15 protein-coding genes and 1 tRNA gene are annotated in these 20,282 nt (G+C 61.3%); 5 read left to right on the top strand and 11 right to left on the bottom strand.

Translation table 11 applies throughout. From position 1 onward, the window contains the following. Window positions 1-48: 48 nt before the first annotated feature. Window positions 49-2,133 carry an ABC transporter substrate-binding protein gene (locus tag NKJ67_RS18950; protein ID WP_352582365.1) on the bottom strand — a complete coding sequence of 695 codons (2,085 nt, stop codon included), beginning with the start codon at window positions 2,131-2,133 and terminating at the stop codon, window positions 49-51. Between the two features lie 160 nt (window positions 2,134-2,293). Continuing rightward, a complete protein-coding gene (locus NKJ67_RS18955; protein ID WP_352582367.1) occupies window positions 2,294-3,760 on the bottom strand; it encodes an alpha-glucosidase/alpha-galactosidase in 1,467 nt (488 codons plus the stop codon). Between the two features lie 247 nt (window positions 3,761-4,007). Here NKJ67_RS18955 and NKJ67_RS18960 point away from each other — a divergent pair, with 247 nt between their 5' ends. After that, window positions 4,008-4,883 (top strand): AraC family transcriptional regulator, encoded by an 876-nt coding sequence (locus NKJ67_RS18960; RefSeq protein ID WP_127319538.1) that lies wholly within the window; start codon window positions 4,008-4,010, stop codon window positions 4,881-4,883. A gap of 27 nt (window positions 4,884-4,910) precedes the next feature. Here the strand turns inward: NKJ67_RS18960 and NKJ67_RS18965 are convergent, their stop codons facing one another. The 5 genes from NKJ67_RS18965 to NKJ67_RS18985 all read right to left on the bottom strand — a co-directional run bounded on the left by NKJ67_RS18965 (window position 4,911) and on the right by NKJ67_RS18985 (window position 11,329). Beyond that, window positions 4,911-6,938, bottom strand: coding sequence for an aldo/keto reductase (locus tag NKJ67_RS18965; protein WP_352582369.1), 2,028 nt, complete (start codon window positions 6,936-6,938; stop codon window positions 4,911-4,913). A gap of 35 nt (window positions 6,939-6,973) precedes the next feature. Continuing rightward, a complete protein-coding gene (locus NKJ67_RS18970) occupies window positions 6,974-8,068 on the bottom strand; it encodes an ABC transporter ATP-binding protein (RefSeq protein WP_127807907.1) in 1,095 nt (364 codons plus the stop codon). A gap of 8 nt (window positions 8,069-8,076) precedes the next feature. Continuing rightward, a complete protein-coding gene (locus tag NKJ67_RS18975) occupies window positions 8,077-8,913 on the bottom strand; it encodes a carbohydrate ABC transporter permease (RefSeq protein WP_127256867.1) in 837 nt (278 codons plus the stop codon). Further along, window positions 8,910-9,770, bottom strand: a complete 861-nt coding sequence (locus NKJ67_RS18980; RefSeq protein ID WP_023809272.1) for a carbohydrate ABC transporter permease — start codon at window positions 9,768-9,770, stop codon at window positions 8,910-8,912. The genes NKJ67_RS18975 and NKJ67_RS18980 overlap by 4 nt, the downstream gene beginning before the upstream one ends. Before the next feature lie 290 nt (window positions 9,771-10,060). After that, a complete protein-coding gene (locus NKJ67_RS18985; protein WP_352582372.1) occupies window positions 10,061-11,329 on the bottom strand; it encodes an extracellular solute-binding protein in 1,269 nt (422 codons plus the stop codon). Between the two features lie 85 nt (window positions 11,330-11,414). On the opposite strand from NKJ67_RS18985, the gene NKJ67_RS18990 reads away from it, so the two are divergent. The 3 genes from NKJ67_RS18990 (at window position 11,415) to NKJ67_RS19000 (ending at window position 14,226) form a co-directional block, all read left to right on the top strand. Continuing rightward, window positions 11,415-12,308 carry a helix-turn-helix domain-containing protein gene (locus NKJ67_RS18990; RefSeq protein ID WP_024504770.1) on the top strand — a complete coding sequence of 298 codons (894 nt, stop codon included), beginning with the start codon at window positions 11,415-11,417 and terminating at the stop codon, window positions 12,306-12,308. Between the two features lie 319 nt (window positions 12,309-12,627). Continuing rightward, a tRNA-Phe gene (locus NKJ67_RS18995) sits at window positions 12,628-12,703 on the top strand. Between the two features lie 212 nt (window positions 12,704-12,915). Beyond that, window positions 12,916-14,226: a tyrosine-type recombinase/integrase gene (locus tag NKJ67_RS19000; RefSeq protein ID WP_352487258.1), complete on the top strand. Its 1,311-nt coding sequence runs from the start codon at window positions 12,916-12,918 to the stop codon at window positions 14,224-14,226. A gap of 250 nt (window positions 14,227-14,476) precedes the next feature. Here NKJ67_RS19000 and NKJ67_RS19005 read toward each other — a convergent pair whose 3' ends face one another. Together NKJ67_RS19005 and NKJ67_RS19010 are read right to left on the bottom strand one after the other, a co-directional pair. Further along, the gene (locus NKJ67_RS19005) at window positions 14,477-15,826 is read right to left on the bottom strand and encodes a type II toxin-antitoxin system HipA family toxin (RefSeq protein ID WP_352582375.1); all 1,350 of its coding nucleotides are present in this window, start codon (window positions 15,824-15,826) and stop codon (window positions 14,477-14,479) included. Window positions 15,827-15,839: 13 nt separating this feature from the next. Continuing rightward, entirely contained in the window at window positions 15,840-16,133 is a 294-nt protein-coding gene (locus NKJ67_RS19010; protein ID WP_023697324.1) for a helix-turn-helix domain-containing protein, read from the bottom strand. A gap of 464 nt (window positions 16,134-16,597) precedes the next feature. On the opposite strand from NKJ67_RS19010, the gene NKJ67_RS19015 reads away from it, so the two are divergent. Further along, window positions 16,598-18,268: a DUF6119 family protein gene (locus tag NKJ67_RS19015; protein ID WP_352582377.1), complete on the top strand. Its 1,671-nt coding sequence runs from the start codon at window positions 16,598-16,600 to the stop codon at window positions 18,266-18,268. 503 nt (window positions 18,269-18,771) lie between these two features. On the opposite strand, the gene NKJ67_RS19020 is transcribed toward NKJ67_RS19015, so the two are convergent. Further along, a complete protein-coding gene (locus NKJ67_RS19020) occupies window positions 18,772-19,050 on the bottom strand; it encodes a DUF2274 domain-containing protein (protein WP_352487261.1) in 279 nt (92 codons plus the stop codon). 13 nt (window positions 19,051-19,063) lie between these two features. Beyond that, entirely contained in the window at window positions 19,064-20,281 is a 1,218-nt protein-coding gene (locus tag NKJ67_RS19025; protein WP_352582379.1) for a TraB/TrbI/VirB10 family type IV secretion system protein, read from the bottom strand. Between the last annotated feature and the right edge of the window lies 1 nt (window position 20,282).

Genomic DNA, 20,282 nt, shown 5'->3' on the forward strand with positions numbered 1-20,282 from the left:
GGCCGCGCCCGCGGCGCGGCCGGAGGTCTCTCAGTCAGGGAGGTAAACCTAATTCATCGGCCCCTTCTCTCCGGGTTTGCCGGGCAACTCCTCGGGGAACAATTCGTATTTCGCCTGCTTGTCGGCCGCGACAAAGACCCTTTCGCGGATGATCGAATCTTCGGCCCAGTTGAACATGAAGATCGGCGTGCCCTGCGGAATGTTCGAGAAGCGCTTGTTGACGATCAGCGCGCCGGGATATTCCGTCAGGCCGACATTGTAGACGTGCTCCGTCGAAATCTTCTGGAATTGTTTCATCAGGCTGGCACGCTGGTCGTTGTCCTGCGTCGAGACGAACTTGTTGACGATATCGACGAGATCCTTTTCGAACGGCATCACATCGACCTCGCCGTTCTCCGGCGCCCGATGGTCCCAGCTGGTGCGCGGGCCGACCGGGGCAAGCTGCACGGTGTTCTGCACCACCGAGGTCAGTTCCTGTTCGTTGCGCCGGACCAGCCAATCGAAGCGGCCCGAATATTGGGAAGCGTCGCGCTGGGTGCCGTTGAGGCCATTGAGCACGACCCGAAGCCCGAGCTTTTCCATCTGGGCGACGACGCCTTCGGCAAGGCTCTTGTCGGTCGTGTAGTCGTTGTTGACCAGCATCACGATCTCGACATTCTTGCCGCCGGCGGTACCGGAAGGAAAATTCACGAAGCCGTCGCCATCCGTATCCTTGAGGCCGGCCTTGGCGAGTTCCGCCTTGGCGCCCTCAAGGTCGAAGGGGTAGTAGACCGTCGAAGCGCGGTCGTAGAAGCTGGTTCCTGACGACAGGCCGCCGGGATAGATGGCGGTGAACGGCCCCTTGACCAGCGAGTCACCGAGCGCCTTGCGGTCGAGCGCCATGGTGACGGCCTTGCGGAAATCCTCGTTGCGGTTCAGCTCGCGGATCGCCTGGCCGCGTTCGTCCGGATTGCCCCAGCCATTGGCGGAAAAATTAAAGCGCAGATTGTAGCCGATGAGCCGCGGGCCGAAAGCAAGACGGGCCGGTGCGTTCGCCTCTGCCGCACGCTTCAGCGAGGCGACGAAGTTTTCCGGCTGCTCCAGATTGGAGAAGTCGGCCGCGCCGGCGACCGCCTGGACGTCGCGATCGGCCCAGGTCGACAGCTTGTAGTGCAGTTCGTTGAGATAGGGCAGCTGGTTACCCTTCTCGTCGACCTTCCAGTAATAGGGATTGCGGCGCATGACGATGATGTCGTCCGGCCGGTATTCGACCGGGACCCAGCCACCCATCACCGGCATGTTCATGAATTCCGGCGGGAAGGCATTCTTGAACTGATCGTAGGTGTTCTTCGAGTATTTCGGATGCTGCGGCTTCAGGATGTGCGCGGGGCCAGGACAGAAAGTGCCGTAGGCCATGGCGTACAGGTACTGCTTCGGGAAGGCATCCTTGAAGGTCCATTCGACGGTGTAGTCGTCGATCTTCTTCAGCGTCGTGCCGACGCCGAAGGTTTCCGGCGTGGCGCCGTTCAGCGGCGAGACGTTGGGATCGACCACCTCGTCGTCCCAGTAGAACATGACGTCGTCTGCATTGAACGGCACGCCGTCCGACCACTTCGCTCCTTCGATGAGGTGCATGGTCAGCTTGTGGCCGTCGCTCGACCAATCCCAGCTCCTGGCCAGGTTCGGCAGCGGCTCGGTGTCCTTGGCCTCGACCTGGAACAGCGGGGCGGTGCGCGTCAGGCATTCGGAGAGGCCGATGTCGATGCCGCCCCAGCCTTGCGTCTGACCGGCGCCGTAGTTCCAGCCTTCCGGCCGCCCGCCGATGACGTGGCGCATCGTATCGCCATAGACGCCGATGCCGTCCTGCATGTTGCCCGTCTTGTAGACCAGCGGCTCCTTCGGCAGCCTGTCTTTTACCGGCGGCAGCTTGCCGGTCTTGACGTATTTCTCGGTGACCCAGTCGGGCTCGTGATATTCGGGGAGCGCCTTGAACTCCAGGATCGAGTCTCGCGCGACATAGTTGATCTTGCCTTCGGCGGGAAACGGTGTCGGCGCCGGCGGAACCGTCGGTTCGGAAGCGTAAGCACCGAGTGCCGAGACCGAGACGCTCAGCGTCAGTCCGGCAGCAAGGCCGATATTGCGGAAATTCCTCACGGTCTCTCTCCCTCTTGTTTGTCCGGAGCGTTTGCACCCGCTCCGCCTCTCCTCGAATTCAAACGGTGTCGTGGCAGTGGATCCGCCTCCCCTGGATCCACCATCACCGCATGAATTTCCAGCCGGCCCGTCTCAGCCGGCCCGTCTCAGCCGGCTCGTCTCAGCCGGCTTGCTTCAGCGCGGCTTTTTCGGCGCGTAATTCCTCGATCGAGCGAACGCTGCGCCGTGCGGCGCCCGCCCACTCGCGGGTCTTCACCTGGGATGTCGACAGCCGCTCCCTGGCCGCCGGGACCGCATGGGCATATTGCGGCAGCCAGGCCGCCTGGGCGACGACCATTTCGTCGACCATCTGCCAGACTTCCTCCGGCGTCGAAACCGCGCCGACCAGCGGGTCATGCAGCACGGCGAGCTTCAGAAGATCGATGTCGCCTGATATCGCGGCATGCACCGACATGCGCTGGACGTTGATCGAAGCGATGCAGGTGGCCGCGCAGGCCTCCGGCAACGTGATGCCGGCGGCCATGTTGATGCCAAAACGGTCGACGAAGCCGGGCGACTCGATGATGGCATCCTGCGGCAGGTTGGTGATCACGCCATTGTTCTTGACGTTGAAGTGGCCGCGATAGACCCGGTTGGTCTCCAGCGCCTCCAATATGTGGCTGGCATGCTCGTTGGAGCGCTTCGCCCGGTCGATGGGCTTTGACGCCGCTTCGAGGAACTGCGGATATTCCGTCTCGAACCAGTTGCGGGTTTCGGTGGAGTAGCGGAGATAGCCGCCTGTCTCGCCGTGAATCCAGTCGGACATATCGATCCAGCGCGTGATCTCGTCGGGACGTTTGCGGTACCAGGGCAGATATTCGGAAAGATGGCCGTTGCTTTCGGTCGAGTAGACGCCGAAGCGCTTCAGAACGTCGATGCGCAGTTTCTCCTGCTGCGAATAGACCGGATGCGCCTCGAAGGCAGCCACCAGTTCGTCCTTGCCAATGGGGCGGCCGTTCAGGCGCAGGTCGATGAACCAGGTCTGGTGGTTGATGCCGGAACAGACATAATCGAGCTCCTGCGTGGACTTGGCGCCCAGCACCTCGGCGATCTGTTCGGCGCCGTGCTGGACGCCGTGGCAGAGCCCGACAGTGTCGACCTTGCCGTATTCGATCGCCGCCCAGGTGTTCATCGCCATCGGGTTGGCGTAGTTCAGGAATTTGACGTTCGTCTCGGCGACCTCGCGGATGTCCTTGCAGAAATCCAGGATCACCGGGATGTTGCGCTGGCCATAGAGAATGCCGCCGGCGCAGATCGTATCGCCGACGCATTGGTCGATGCCGTACTTCAGGGGAATGCGGATATCGTCGGCATAGGCTTCGAGACCGCCGACCCGCACGCAACTGATGACGTAGCGTGCGCCTTCGAGCGCCTTGCGGCGGTCGGCCGTCGCCGTCACCCTGGTCGGCAACCTGTTTGCCTCGACGATCCTGTCGAGGATCGCCTTGATCATCTGAAGGTTGTGCTCGCTTACATCGGTGAGCGCGAATTCGATGTCCTTGAATTCGGGCACGCAGAGGATGTCGGTGAACAATTTCTTGGTGAAGCCGACGCTGCCGGCACCGATGATAGCGATTTTGAAACTCACCAGCCGCACCTCATTCCATTTCGAATTGCAGGCAAGGAATGACAATGGGAAGCTGTTGCCACATGCCGTGGCATGTGTGCAGGACAAGCCGGAAACCGGCTCGCCAACCTCCCTGTCCGCTCCTCGACTGCGGATCTCTCTCGCTTTTCGACGGCGATTATGCGCTTATTCGCGAGCGCGACCAGAGAAGGATTATGCTTTCAAGGGTAATTTTGTGCTGCAGGATTTGATAAACAACGGACAGTCCATGCGCACGATCTCGCTGCCGCGCGGCCGCCAGCGCCTGCACGCCATGCCGACGAGCACGGGCTATGAAGTGCGCGAGGACGAGATCTACGACTGGGATGGGCGCAGGCGCGGCCAGACGCCGTTCACCGTGCTCCAGCACACGATCAGCGGAACCGGCCGGCTGCGCTACGAGAACCGCAATTACCGCCTGCAGAAGAACGACACATTGCTGGTGCTGGTGCCGCACAACCACCGCTACTGGCTGGCCGGGGATGAGCGCTGGGAATATTTCTGGATTTCGATGAACGGCGAGGAGGCGCTGCGCATCCACAAGTCGATCCTCAGCGTCTCGGGTCCGGTATTTCGGCTGCAGCCGGCAACGATCGATCATCTTGCCGATTGCAGCTTGCGCCTGATCAAAGGGGCCGCTTCGCCGGGTGCTGCTTCGGCGGTCGCCTATGAGGCTGCGATGGCGCTCTATGACGATGTCTTCGGCTCCCATGCCTTTGCCGAAAAACAGAGCGCCATGCAGCCGGTCATCGATCACATCAATGCCAATCTCGACAGGCCGCTGCCGGTGGCGGACCTGGTCCAGATCAGCGGCCTCAGCCGGGCCCATTTCTCACGCTGTTTCGCCGAGAGCGAAGGCTTGCCACCGGCCGAGTTCGTGCTGCAGCAGCGTCTGCAACGCGCGGCGAAGCTGCTGACCAAGGCGGATTTTCTGCCGGTGAAGGAGGTCGCCATCCTGTGCGGCTTCGAGGACGCGAACTATTTTTCAAAAGTCTTCCGCCGCTGCTACGGCATCACGCCGAGCCAATTCCGCACCACCGGCATGTATGCCAATTTGCGGACACCGGCCAGGCGTGGCGTCAGGGCGCCTGATGACGAGACCTGACGCCGCGACGGTTAAAAAGGCAGCCAGCTAGGCAGCGCGCCGACTGCCGCCATCCAGCCATTCGAGATCGGCTTGCGACAGCGTGATGTCGAGAGCGCGCAGGCTGTCGTCCAGCTCATCCAGCGTGCGTGGCCCGATCAGCGGGATGGATGGGAAGGGCTGGGCGAGCACATAGGCCAGCGCAATATGAATCGGGCTCTTGCCCAGTCTCGCGGCAAGTTCGACCGCCCGGTCGCGGCGGCCGAAATTCCGCTCGGAGTACCAGACCCGCACCAGTTCCTCATTGTCTTGCTTGTCCCGACCTGCGCGATCGGTGAAGAAGCCGCGCCCCTGACTCGACCAGGCGAAATTCGGCATCTGCCTGGATGTCAGCCAGGCCTTCCATGGATCCGTGGAGGACGTGACGCAGCCTGCCCAGATCGGCTCCAGCATTTCAGCCAGCGAGAAATTGTTGGACAGCGCGCCGGGCTTTTGCTTGCCGGTACGCTCGGCATAGGCAATTGCCTCATCCATGCGTTCCATCGTCCAGTTCGAGCCGCCGAACGGGCCGCGGATGCGGCCGGCCTTGACCTCACGATCCATCGCATCGACGAATTCGCCGACCGGCACATCGGGATTGTCGCGGTGCATGAAATAGACATCGACATGATCGGTCTGCAGGCGTTCGAGCGTCTGGTCGAGCTGCTTGCCGATCACATCGGGATAGCAGAGCGGCGAATGCGCGCCCTTGGCGATGACCACCGATTGCGCGCGCACGCCACGGTTTTTCAACCACTCGCCAAGCAGCTTCTCGGTATAGCCCCCGCCATAGACATAGCCGGTGTCGAAGAGATTGCCGCCGGCCTCGAAAAAGGCATCGAGCAGGATCGAGCCTGAGGAAAAGGTACGGAAATCCTCGAAGCCGAGCGCCACCACCGATGCCGGCTTCGACAGGCCGGGAATGGTGCGCTTGGCGATCGCCGTGCCGCCGGACCGCAAAGGCCGGCCGGAGATGGTGTTGGTACGCTGCGCGGCTTTCTCGATCCCGTATTCGAGGCCGGCGGCCGCCCGCCATTTGTCCAGCACACGCAAGGTGCCGAGGCTTTCCGCCCATGCCATGCCAGGCCAGGCGAATTCTTGGTCGCCGGCGCGGATGGCCTCGCCGGCTGCGTCGACCTCGAAGGAATAGACATGGCGCTTCTCTTCGACGCTAATGGTCTCGCGCGCGCCGGTGGATGCGATGATGTCGATCCGGCCGAGGCCAACGTCGCGGTTGCCGCCGGCGAACCAGAAGTCCGGCACTTCGATACGGCCCTTTGTGCCCAGGATGCGCAGCACATTGTCCTGGTTGAGCGAAATGCTGCAGGAGACTTCGGCGACAATGCCGCCTGGGAAATGCAGCAGCGCGGACGCCCATTCGTCGACGCCGGACTGGCCCAGATGGGCGGTGCCGACCACCTTGTCCGGCTCGCTGAAGGGCTGTCCCACTGCCGCACCGGCAATCAGCCGAACCATCGAGACGGGATAGCCGCCGACATCGAGAATGCCGCCGCCGGCGAGATCGTTGGCATAGAGCCGGTGCTGCGGCATGAAGCCCGGCATGGCGAAGCCGAAGCTCGACTTGATCATCCTGATCTCGCCGATGACACCGGACCTGATCAGTTCGACCAGCTTCTTGGTCTGCGGGTGCAGCCGGTACATGAAGGCTTCGCCGAGAAATGTGCCGGCCTTGCGTGCGGCATGCATCATGGCGTCGGCTTCGAAGGCGGTCAGCGCAAGCGGCTTTTCGCACAGCACATGCTTTCCGGCCTCGGCCGCCTTGATCGCCCATTGCGCATGACCGGGATGCGGTATCGAAATGTAGATGGCATCGATGTCGGGATCGGCGAGCAGCGCGTCGTAGCCGTCGAGAATGCGGGCGCCGGGAAAACTCTCGGCGAGGCCGGGCTTGGCGGGATTTCGCGCGCCGATGGCGACCAGCTTTCCGATGCGCGAAGCGGCCACGCCACCGGCAAAGGACTGGGCGATGCTGCCGGGGCCGAGGATGCCCCAGCGAATGGGCGTGGTTGCGGTCATTGTCATTCTCCTTGAAGGCTGGAAAGGGCCGGCGGTCAGCGCAGCCGCAGTCCTTTTTCGTCGAACAGGTAGGATTTGCGGATGGAAACGGTGATCTCTGATGTGTCGGGAACCTTCGTCGCGTCGCGCTGGATCACCACGTCGTCACCGTTGGCCGTTCTGGCGTAGAGGAAACTTGTGCCGCCCAGGTGCTCGACCACGTCGATGGCAACCACGAGGTCGGCGTCGCCCTCTCCGGCATTGCCGAAATGTTCGGGCCGCACGCCGACAATGACCTTGCTGCCGATTTTTGGGCTGCCCATTTCAGGTGCAGCGCCGGTCAGCGGTTGCGTGATGCAGGTCTTCTCCTGACCCGCCAGCTCGACCACGACACCACGCGCATCGTGCCCGACGACCCGGCCTTTGATGAAGTTCATTTTCGGCGAGCCGACAAAGCCCGCGACGAACTGATTGTCGGGGTTGTCGTAGAGATCGAGCGGCCGGCCGATTTGCTCGATATGGCCGGCGCGCATCACGACGATCCTGTCGGCGAGCGTCATCGCTTCGGTCTGGTCGTGCGTGACATAGATCATTGTCGTGCCGAGCTCCTTGTGCAGCCGGGAGATCTCGACGCGCATCTGGACGCGCAATTCGGCGTCGAGGTTGGAGAGCGGCTCGTCGAACAGGAACACCTGCGGTTCGCGCACGATGGCGCGGCCGATGGCGACGCGCTGGCGCTGTCCGCCGGAGAGTTTTTTCGGGCGCCTGTCCATCAATTCGCTGATGCGCAGGATCTCGGCCGCCCGCTTCACCCGCCGTTCGGTGTCGGCCTTTGGATTGCCGGTCATGCGCAAGCCGAAAGAGAGGTTCTGTTCGACGCTCATATGCGGATAGAGCGCGTAGGACTGGAACACCATAGCGATGCCGCGGTCGGCCGGCTCGACATCGTTGACCACCTTGCCGCCGATGGCGATCTCGCCGCCGCTGATGTCCTCGAGCCCGGCGATCATTCTGAGCAGCGTCGATTTTCCGCAGCCGGAGGGCCCGACGAAGACGACGAACTCGCCGTCCTTGATGTCGATGCTGGCGCCATGGACGACCTCGAAGACACCGAAGCGCTTGACGACATTGTTGAGCGTGACCGTTGCCATGCTGCCCCTTACTTGACCGCGCCGGCGGCGATGCCGGCGATGAAATGGCGCTGCAGCAGCACGAAGACGACGAGCATCGGCACCGTCAGCATCACCGCGCCCGCCATGATGCCGCCCCATGACACCTTGGTGAGGCCGATCAGCGTGCCGAGCGCCACCGGCGCCGTCATCGAACCCGGCTGGCTGTTGATCAAAAGCGGCCACAGATAATTGTTCCAGGAGGCGAGGAACAGGATGATGGCGAGTGCGGCCAGCATCGGCCGCGCCAAAGGCAGCGCGACGAAGAGGAAGATGCGCCATTCCTTGACGCCCTCGACGCGCGCCGCATCGAAGAGGTCGTCCGGCATCATCGAAAAACTCTGCCGCATGAACAGCACGCCGAGCGAATTGAACAGCGGCGGCACGATCAGCGCCACCCAGGTGTTGGCGAGCTTGAAGTCGCGCGCCACCATGATGAATTGCGGGATCAGCACGACCGCATAGGGCAGCGTTATGGTGCCGAGGATGATGGCGACAACCACGCCCTTACCGAAGAACTGGTAGCGGGCCAGCGCCCAGCCGGCCATCGACGTCAGCAGCACCGACAGGATTGTGTAGGTCACCGCCACCGAGACCGAAATGCCGATGGCGCCGACGAAGTTCGTGTCACGCTGCAGATTGTTGAAATTGTCGATGAAATTGCCGTGCGGCAAAAGCTCGATGCCGGGGCTGAAGATGCCGTTGTCCGGCATGGTCGAGAACACCACCATCATCCACAGCGGAAACAGCCAGATCAGCGCCAATGGCGTCAGGAACAGATGCAGAGCGATGCTGCGTCCCAGTCTGGCGGAGGAGCGCGAACTCATTTCGGTTCCCTCGTCAGCCACAGCTGCGCCAGCGTGATGGCGATCGCCAGTCCGGCCATGGTGTAGGCGACGGCCGACGCATAGCCGAAATTGAGCGACCTAAAACCCTGGCGATAGAGCAGCAGGCCAAGCGTCTCCGTACCGCCGCCAGGTCCGCCGCGTTCGGTGATCAGGAACGGCTCGGTGAACAGCTGCATGGTGCCGATGATCGACAGCACAAGGCAGAATACGATGACCGGCTTCAGGAGCGGCAGGGTGATGTAGAAGAACTGCTTGAGCTTGCTGACGCGGTCGAGCGTCGCCGCTTCGTAGACATCTTCGGGAATGGACTGCATGCCGGCGAGCAGGATGATGGCGTTGTAGCCGGCCCAGCGCCAGGTCACCGCGATCATGATCAGCGCCATCGCCGGCGTGACGTTGGAAAACCAGTCGATCTTGGGCAGGCCAATGCTGTTCAACAGCTTGTTGATGATGCCGAAATCGAGGTTGAACATCAGCCGGAACACCGCCGAATAGGCGACCTCGCCGACCACCACCGGGGCGAAGAAGGCAAAGCGGTAGAGGCCGCGCGCCTTCAAGAGCGGCGAGTTCAACAGCACCGCCATGACAAGCGCCAGCGAGATCATCACCGGCACCTGGATGACAAGGATGAGCAGGGTGTTCTTCAGGGCGTTGAAGAAGGCCGGATCGCCGATCAACCGGCCCCAGTTGAAGCCAGGCGCGAACCGCCACGGCACGGTACGCGTCGCCTGGAAGGAGATCATGAAGGAGCTGATGATCGGCCACACCCAGAAGATCGCGAAGATCAGCAGATAGGGCGTGAGGAAGCGATAGGCCGTGGCGTTGCGGTTGCGCATTTTTGCCTCCTTCCCTTTTGCTTTCCGCCCGTTCGGGTGGCGTGTCGGTATTCAATCTTCGAGGTCTGCGCCGCCCCTCACCTGCCTGCCGGCATCCTCTCCCCGTATAGTGACGGGGAGAGGGGCGCTGTCATCAACGGTTTCGTCAATCACCGGCGTTGCAGGAAGGGCGCCGGCGCTGCGGCAATCTCCCTTCTCCCCGTCACTATACGGGGAGAAGGTCCCGGCAGGGGGATGAGGGGCAGCGCCAACGTTCCCGCAGGACGCATCACTCGGCCCGCCGGTGGTTATTATTTGACGGGCAGTCCGGTCGCCGCCGCGATCTGGCTTGCGGCATCGTCGAGTGCCGTCTTGGCGTCGGGGTAGCCGCCGGCCAGATACTTGGTCTGCACGGCGCGGACGATGATTTCGGCGTCGCTCTGGAACTGCGTGCCGCGGCTCGGAACAACCTTCGGCAAGGTGCCGAGAATGTCCTTCCACACCGCCTGGCCGCCCCAATAGGGCAGACCTTCCGAGACGTAGGGGTCATTGAGCGCCGAGATCAGGGACGGCACCAGGCCGAACTCCTTCAGCATCGTGATCTGGCCTTCATTGGTTCCGAGCGTGTATTTCAGATAGGCGTAGGCGGCCTCCTTGTTCTTCGACACCGAGGTGATAGCCAGCGAGGAACCGCCGAGATTGGCGGCGCGCGGCCCGTCGGCGGTAAGGCTCGGCATCAGATAGACGCCCCATTTGCCGTTTTCACCGGCAGATTCGGTGCGAATGGTGCCCTCATACCAGCCGCCATAGATCTGGGTGGCGACGGTGCCGGCGGTGTTGTTGGTGATCTTGGTGCCCCAGTCGGCCGACGAGATGATGCCGGCGTCCTTCATCTCCTTGACCTTGGTCATGGCATCGACGCATTTGGGCTGGTTGACCGTGATCGATTGTCCGTCCTCGGAGAAATAGGCGCAGCCCTGTTCGTTGGAGATCATGCGGAAGAATTCCGAGTCACCGTTGAAATCGGCATTGGTCATCGAGACGCCAGGATTGGCGGACTGGATCTTCTTGCCCGCGGCGATGAAATCGCCCCAGGTCTTGATCGAAGCCGGATCGACGCCGGCCTTTTCGTAGAAATCGCGGCGATAGAACGCGGCAACCGGGCCGGAATCCCACGGCATCGCGTAGGCCTTGTCGCCCACTTCCAGCTCGGTGCGCTTGAAATCGGGGAACTTTTTCTGGTCGTCGGCTGTGTAGCCGAGCGTATGCAGGTCGACGAAGCAGTCGGGGAACTGGCTCCAGTAATTCTCGGCCTCACCGTTCTCGACGGTGACGATGTCGGGCAGGCCGACGCCGCCGGCGGCGCAGCCGGCGATCGACTTGTCATAGGTCGGCTGGTTGCCGAGATCCTGGACGGTGACCTTGACGTCGGGAAATTGCTTGTTGAAGCCGGCAATGGTCGCCTTCAGCGATGAAGCCGCGACATTCCAGCTCCAGATGGTGATTTCGCCGGATTGCGCGAAGGCCGGGGCTGAGCCCAGGGCAAGCGCGAGCGCGGCGCAGGTCATTGTGATGCGCATTGAAATCCTCCCATTTCATTTGCTCTCTCACTGTGAGCGTGGCTAGACTATGCAGTGGGCAAGGCCTGTCGCCGTCAAAAGGAATATGAAATTGGCGGAAAGTAAGATGCCTGAACGGCCGTTCTACCAGCCTGGGGCCAGCAGCGTGGAAGGCCTTCCGCTGCTCCTGCAGATGTTTCACACCAATCCGTTGGTGATGCTCAAGCCGCACTGGCACGCCCAGGTCGAGGTTAATTTCATCGTGCGCGGCAGCGTGCATTACCGCATGAACGACCACGAGATTTCGCTTTCGGCCGGCGAGATGTGCCTGTTCTGGGGTGGCCTGCCGCACCAGATGGACGATTTGTCCGACGACGCCATCTATGCCGGGGCGCATCTGCCGCTGGTGCATTTCTTCCGGCTGCACCTGCCCACGGATATAAGGCACCGGCTGATGACCGGCGCGACACTGGTGACATCAGCCACCGACCAGTCCGACAACCATAATTTCGAGCGCTGGAACCGCTACGCCCGGTCCGGCGACCAGGCCAAGGCCGAACATGCCGTCAACGAATTGCTGCTGCGGCTGGAGCGGGTGCGGTTCGAGCCCTACCGGCTGGTATCCGCAACTCCGACCGACCAGGAAACAGGCAGCCCCTTCGACCAGCAATCGTCGCGCAATGTCGGTCGCATGTGCGATTTCATCGCCGAAAACTTCCTCTACGACATCGATTGCGTGAACATCGCGGCGGCCGCCGACATCCATCCCAAATATGCCATGAGCCTGTTCAAGAAATCCACCGGCATGACGCTCAACGAGTATGTGAACCTGTTGCGGCTGAGCTATGCGCAGGCGCTTTTGATGCATCAGGACGCCAATGTGCTGCGCGTCGCCATGGATTCGGGTTTCGGCTCGCTCAGCGCCTTCAACAAGTCGTTCCGCAAGCTCGCCGGCATGTCGCCCTCCGATTTTCGTAGAGGCGTGACCGGCGCCAGATAGGTAGCGGCGACCAATGCGGGTCTGAGCCGCGAAGCATTGTGCGCCTCGATCGCCGGCTAAAGGCAGTGCCACGGCATGTCAGCCGGCAACAGCGGCACGGACAGGGATGGCGAAGGCCGCATCGTGCCATGCCGTGCCCGATTCCGGCCCGCAAGCGGCATGGAAACCGGGGCACCGCACGGCGTCGCTTTTCCTGCCTGAAATCGCCCACTAGGCGCTGGACAGGCCGAATTCCCGTGCTATAACCCACGCGCTTTCAAGGGGCGCCCCACGGCGCCTCAATGAATTCCGGTCTGCGAGTTTTCGTTTGCCGGAACAGGCCCAGATAGCTCAGTTGGTAGAGCAGCGGACTGAAAATCCGCGTGTCGGTGGTTCGAATCCGCCTCTGGGCACCATCCCCTCTTCTCCCGACACTCCGTTAAGCCGAACCTTCTACGCTGCAGCTTCTGCAAACCACTGGAATTGTTGATCTTTTTCCGTCGCATTGCGCAATTAAGCGGGACAGAGAGCGCTTCGGGCGCATTTGGTCCAACGAGGCGGGGGGATGGTATTTCCGTTGGTATTCGACATCCTGATGGTATCGAAACAGCCAAGGGAGACCTGACGAATGGCCCTATCCGACGTGAAATGTCGAAACGCCCGCCCTGCTTCCAAACTCGTGAAATTGTCTGACGGGGGCGGGCTGCAGCTATGGGTACAGCCCACGGGCTCTCGCCTCTGGCGGCTCGCCTACCGCTTTGACGGCAAGCAGAAACTGCTCGCGCTGGGGAGCTATCCGCTTATCTCTCTCGCCGAGGCACGGGAGGCGCGCGATGATGCTAAAAGGCTCCTGCTAGCTGGCGTCGACCCTGGAAAGGAACGCAGCTTGCGGAAGGCCGATTCGGCAAAGGACTCCTTTCGCTCAATCGCGGACGAATATGTTGACAAGCTGAAGAAGGAGGGACGTGCCGTCCGGACGATCAGCAAGGTCAAATGGCTTCTCGACTTTGCCTATCCGATAATCGGCGATAAGTGCATTCGGAAGATCGATCCGGCTATCATCCTTACCGCCCTCCGTCGCGTCGAGGTTCGCGGTCGATACGAGTCGGCCAGGCGACTGCGCTCCACCATCGGCAGCGTGTTTCGATACGCAATCGCGACCGCACGCGCCGAGACAGATCCGACCTTCGCCCTCAGAGGCGCACTCATCAGTCCGAAGGTAACGTCTCGCGCCGCGATTACCGATCCGAAGGCCTTGGGCGGTTTGCTGAGGGGGATCGATGCATTTGATGGACAGCCTACAACCCGAGCCGGTCTAAAGCTGATAGCGCTGCTGTTTCCCCGCCCCGGCGAGCTTCGCGCCGCTGAATGGGAAGAGTTCGATTTTGAAAGCTCGGTGTGGACGATCCCTGAAGCACGCATGAAAATGCGACGGCCGCACCGCGTACCCCTATCAAAGCAAGCGATCAGCGTCCTGACTTCACTGAGAGAAATCTCTGGTGATGGATCGCTGCTGTTTCCTAGTGTTCGGTCGGCTTCGCGTCCGATTTCCGACAATACGCTTAACGCCGCACTGCGTCGTATGGGTTACGGCAAGGAAGAAGCTACCGCGCATGGTTTTCGAGCAACGGCATCAACTCTGCTGAACGAATGCGGCAAGTGGCATCCGGACGCCATAGAGCGGCAGCTGGCCCACATTGAGAATAACGACGTTCGGCGCGCCTACGCCCGGGCAGAGCACTGGGACGAGCGCGTCGAGATGATGCAGTGGTGGGCCGATTATCTGGATGAACTCAAGAGCAAAAACCCGCGGGTGATCTCAATCGATGGACGCCGCAAGCCTGCTGTCCATACACCAACGCGACCATCCACTTTGAACCCAACAGCGGTCGTTCATCAAACGCCGATACAAATCTCCAACCGCCGGAAATCATACTGACCGTCGAAAACCGCCGCAACTCGAATTCAATAAGGATGACGGTGTTCGGGCCGAGAAGACTGGCCGCTCTTGGGCAGCAGTTCGGCGGGAAGCTGCCGTTCTGCAGCCGACCCCATTCCCGTTATTCAAGATGCCGATGGCCGGTTCCGAAACCGGCCATCTACCCGGCCCGGGGCCCCGCTATTAGAGCGAGAATCCCGTGGGCAGTGTGTGGTCCGTCCGTTTCGCCGGCATTTAGTTCGTGGATCCGCTATCCCCGCCCGACTTTCACATCCACAACCTCCAGTGTCTCCGCGGCGGCTTCCTCTCCATAGATCCGGGACAGCCCCTCGATGCGCGTCGCGATCGCGTCGACGAGGCGACCAACGATCTCATGGAAGATCCCCTCCTGGCGAAGCTCTTGGGCGCACTCCGATGCCATGTCGGGCATCACTGCGAGCTGATGGCGGATCGTCCGCACCGTATACTCGCCGCCAACCTTTGCTGAGGACGCACAGCGCGCCCAGTGGCGTGGCATGATCTCGTCGATCGGGTAGACTCTGTCGATCTTCATCGCCAGCTTAAGGTCGCGCATCTCAGCTTCGATCTCTCCCTCGCCGAGGTGCGGCAGAATGGAGGAGATGTCGTAGAGCGGAGCTAGGCGGGCCTCGCCCTGGGCACCGAGCAACATCGAGTAGTTCTTTGCATGCGCATCCGTGCCGGCGATGATCCAGTTGAAGACGTTCGCGGCCATGAAGGTCTGACGGTCTCGGATGGGGTCGAGGGAGGCCGACAGCACCGTTTTGGAGATCGTCGTGATACCTGGACCGCCCTGGTTCTCGTATTTGAGCGTCGGCATCACCGATAGGGCCTGGCACATGTCCTCCTGATGGATGCGGATGGTCTTGCCGTCGATGCTGCGGCGGTCGAAGCGCTCGAGAACGATCGCCTTTTCGCCTGCGAAGTCGAGAACCTGGCTGTGTGCAGCGTCCATGCCGAGCTTGCATGCAAGCTGCAGGCAGAAATGCTCGTTCTCAGTATGCCCGTGCAAGTGCGGCAAAGGCGGCTTGAAGATGTGTGTCGTGGGCGTGTCGCCGAGAGGGATCCCCCAGCTTTTGCTGCCCTTGTCGAAATGGAACGCCGTCTTTGCCTGCGCACCAGCGAGACTGAACTGACCAGGATCGCCGATTCGGCGGGTCGCTGCACCATCCTTGCGCAGGTCGCGCAGGCGGTCGCCGATCTGTGCCTCGGTGAGCAACTCCACGTTCTCGCTGCGGGAAACCTGGTGGCCAGGCGGAAGGAACTGGACGGCGCCGGCGCAGTCGCGGCCGACATTCTTGAGCAGGGCAAACGGGTTTCGGGCGGAGACCTGGAACCTCTGCGCCCATCTGCCGAGGGTCTGCTCATTATCCGGCAGCAGGCCCCAGAGGAATGCCTCGACGACCTTGCCCTCGTAGGTCCTGGTGATCGTCGGCATGGACAGGGAGAGCGGGATCCTCACCCGTCCCTCCATCCATGCCTCGTCATAGGAGAACGAAAGCTTGCCGCCCTGCAGGTGGTGGAGCCGCCCAACCGGTCTGCCAGCGATATAGACGTCGAGGGCGTCGATCGGGTTCACCATGATCATCATCACCTTAGAGCTTGTAGGGAATCTCGTCGTCGTAATCCTCGACATGCCGTTCATCGGCATTATGATGATTAGCAGCCGACGTCGGGTCCGGCGTGATCTGAAAGTCCAGCTCCACACCAAGCGTGGTCAGCGCCAGGAGCACGTTGCCGATCTCGGCGCCGGGCTTGCCGTTCTCGATCCACGACACCCACGTCTGGGTGGTGTTGATCATCTTGGCCAAGGCAGCCTGTGAGAGGCCGCGCCGGGTGCGGGCCTCCTTGATCAGGATACCAATGTCGCGAGCTGTTCTGATCTTCATGGCGTATACGACTCTGAGATGAGCTAGCCTGATATAGGTTGGTATATCGCAACTGTCAATATACGCTGGTATATCAGCTGGCTGCTATATAGGTGCCTGTATCGCAAGTCCCAATTTACGAACCTATGTGAGTTCGCAAACATTTGGCGCGGGACCATCGAGAATGACTGCGCGATGGTCGAGAACTGGAATGACGTAGCCAGAGCAACGGACTGGCCCTTCCCGAGAGCCCAGGAAAGCAGACATCCGTTGCGTTGGAAACAGAAAGTAGTGCCGAGCTTTACACGGAAATGGCGCTCCTGCCGGGGACGATCCTCCGCCAACGGCCGGCCCTTCCAACACATTGCGCCGAGTGCCGTCGTGTCTGCCGATGAAACAGCATGCGAGCGTATTTTGTTGACAATGCTATACGGCTCATCTCTGAATAAGGAACAAATACTTACGTTCGCGGGTGCCGGGGAAATATGGCGAAAAGCAGGGGATTTTCGATCTACCTTCTGAAGGAAGGCTACGACGCAACGAACGCACTGCGGGAGGATCATGTTCTCGACGATGATGTCGGCGCGCAGGGGTTGCCAGAGAATGCGTCTCTTTTTGTATTGGACAGCGCGCCGCGCCCGCCTTGGTGGAAGGGGTACTTCAATATCGAGAAGGAGCTGACGCAGGTCACAAAGGGCGCGCTCATTTTTATCCCGGTCGGCGACAGGTGTATCGCGCTGTCCTTTGGTCATGTCGCTCACAACCTGATCGATTCCAGTTATGAGTATGATTTCGGACTGCGGGTCACGCTCAACAGCCTCGACCCGCGCAAGCTGAAAAGCACCGATACGCTGGATCCCGGCGCCGCCAAGCGCCAGCGCACACAGCTGCCGATCGAATCCGAATTGACGCTGTTCGATTTCGACCGGGACAGCACGATCCTGCGCAGCCTTACCGGGAAGGTGCGCGACGAGCACAAGGACCTGTTCCGACACGCCACGGGCGCAAGCAACCTGCGCATAAGCACCGATGTAGAGGCGGGCGAGCTGCCGGACCTGTGCGAGAAATTGCTGGCCCTATACCAGAGCGATGCCTACAAGGCGGCGTTCCCTGAGATCCAGAACATCGTGCCGGTGCGCGATCCGGCGCAGATCGAGGCGCTGAACGGCCGTGTGTTGGCCGCGTTCCGCGCGCGCGATCCCGACCTCAACATCACCGTGCCCGAAATCATCAACTACAGCGACAATCTTTATGTGGCTTTCGCCGGCGCCGGGCGCGGCCTCGTCTATGACGATGTCTATATCGGGCGGTACTTTGCGTATCTAGATGAGCACGAGGTCGACTTTGATAGGATGGGCGTTGAGGATTTGCGGCGGCACGTGCTGGTCCTGACGGACGAGAACGGGAACGACCGCGACCGCTACAGCATCTACAAAAGCCTTGTCTTCGACACTACCCTGGAAGGTGCCGACGGCGATACCTACCATCTCTGCGAAGGCAATTGGTACCGTGTCGAGAACACCTATATCGCGCGCCTCAGCACCTATCTCGACCCGCTGTTCGCCGCCAGCGACTTGCCGGCTTACGCCCATGCCAGCGAAGGCGAATACAATGCGGCGGTCGCCGCCGGCGATGCCGCCATCGCCTGCCTCGATATGCAAAATATCGGCCCGGACGGGCAGAGCGCGGTGGAGCCGTGCGACTTGCTGGCGGTGCGCGATGGCGTCGCAACTTTCTATCACGTGAAGGTGTCAACGCTGTCTGCGCAGCTGAGCCATCTGTTCAATCAGGGCGTGAACGCAATCGAACTGATCCGCCTTGAGCCGCAGGCGGTCGACAAGCTAGAGGCGCTTGTCCGCGACCTGATGGCGGGCGGCGACGCGGATGCGCTTGTTGGTCTTGTGCGGGACCGCAAGTACCGCATCGTCTTTGGCATCGTCACCCGGAAGGACTCTGCCGGAAGGTCTCTAAACCTTCCGCTGTTTTCCCGTATCAGCCTTATGCGCGGGATGAAGGCGCTGCAGCTCATGGATGTTCCGGGGAGCGTCATTTTCGTCACGGACCAAGCTGTTGCCGCCGAGGGCCGGAAGAAGAAGCGGAAGAAGAAGGAAGTGCCCGAGCAGCCGCACGAAATACAGGCCGAGGCGGCAGAGTAGCCGGGCAGAGAAGCAGTCTAGCCCACCCTTTGGGCCGGGCTCTAGGCAGCGCCCCAAGCCGCTCTGCGTCTCGGCCGATGCGGGTGACGACCCCCTTGCGCTAAAGGGGCTCGGGAACGCACCACCAAAGCAGCGGCTTCGCCTGTAGCGCCGTCGCCCTCGTCGGGTGAGGTGAGGGACGATCCAGACGAAGTAGGGGACCGTTTTTTTCAAACCGTGCAGGATAGCGAAGGCGGTCCGCTGCAATTTTGAGAGAGGCTGATTTTGATGAAGAAGGCTTTATTGCGTACCCGCAAGGTGTGGCTCGACGAGCTTGGGCGTTTGGGTCACGGTTTTCTCGCGGCTCAACACTCGTCTTTGACGTGTCACCTCAAGAGAGGCCATTAGAGCGGGATCACTATCAGGGTGCTGCTTCAACCACAGCAGCATTTGCGCTCAGGAAACTTCCTGGTGCTGCAATTTCATCAGCTGTATCTCTACTCGGACAAGCCGAGCCGCCCACGCTACGCATTGTCCAATGTTGAAGCTGAGTGCCTTGATGGTTTCTCCGACGCGCCGGCGCCCGGCAGACCTTCCTTTCTGGCCTTGGCAAATGCCCGGTCGCCTTCCAGGAACCCGACCAGCATAAAGGGGATCAGTTCCGCCACCGTTTCGGACTCGCCATAGGTCTCACGGTAAAGTGCGGCATAGTCGTTGAGTGCTTGGCTCAAGTCGGCGCCAACGGTGATGGTGATCTTCGAAGGTGTCCGGTCCGGAAGTTTTCCGAGTTTCAGGTTAGCCATGAAGTCCTCCTGTTCACCCCGTGTATGGCCGCAACACGAGGTCCTTGTGCACGATGACGCGCAACGGCCAACCAGGGCGGACGGTGATCGTGGGTTGGACGTTCAGGTTCTTTTCAGTGATCCGTTGGCCGGCTTGACTGACGTTCTGCTGGGTGGATTCACGAATCGCCTTGACCAAGTCGCTTTCGTTTGCCCCAAAGGTCAACTCGGTACCAACCCCCAGCAATGTGGCCACGGCGACGCCCTTGATCAGCTGCCAAGTATGGAAATCCACCTTGTCCTCGAGCCCGGCGTAGCCGGCCGCGTCGGTCACGGGCAGATTGTCTATTTCGATCGATGAGCCGTCCGGCATCACAATGCGTTGCCACACCAACAGAGCGCGCCTTTGGCCAAAGGCTACAACGCTATCGTAGGTGCCGATCAGCCGGGAGCCCTGCGGGATGAGCAGGATGCTGCCGGTGACGCTGTCGCGCACATTCTCGGTAACCTGCGCGACGACGAGGCCGGGCAAGTCGGAATTGATGCCGGTGATCAGGCTTGCAGCAATCACGCTGCCGGCCATGATCTGATACGGCGAGGCCGGCGTCTGCAGTGCATGCGGGTTGTAGATCCCGCCGGTGTTCCGTTGATCGATGAAATCGAGCTTGCGCTGTTGATTGTTCTGGTCGCCCTCGGCCGGCGCGACGGAAGCTCGCTGGCGTTCGGTATCCGGCTGCGGAGACGCCGTCTCGAAAGGCGAACGTCCGCCCTGCCCATTGCCAAAAGCTTCCGCCTGCTGGGGCCGGTTTTCGATGCGGAAGAGGACTTGCGACTCGCGCGCCTCAATCGCTTGTTGTGCAAGCCGCTGCGCCTCGGCGGAAACGTCTTGCCCAGGTGCGATGCCAAGCTGGCGCTGGTGCTCGAGAATAGGACGGCCGAGATCCCCGGGCAGCGGCGGTCCAAGCACCGGAGCCTTCGGCTTGCTCCCGGAATAGTCCTTGGGCAGCGATTCAAGTCCCTCGGCGGTCGGCTTGCGGTCCGTGCTGTAGAGCTCTTCGGCCTGCTGTTTCAGGCGCAATGCGGGTCCCCGCAGCGCCATCATCGTGACGCCAAAAACAGCGCCGGAACCAACAGCAGCGATCGCGACGATTATGCCGCGCCTGAACCGCACCGCTCGGCGGGGCGAGGCTCGCAGCTGCAGCTGTTCGGGATTGAGCTTCGGCGGAGCATTCGGATGGGAAGTATCGGTCATG

This window comes from Mesorhizobium sp. M0088 (genome assembly GCF_040322895.1).
Taxonomy (GTDB): Bacteria; Pseudomonadota; Alphaproteobacteria; order Rhizobiales; family Rhizobiaceae; genus Mesorhizobium.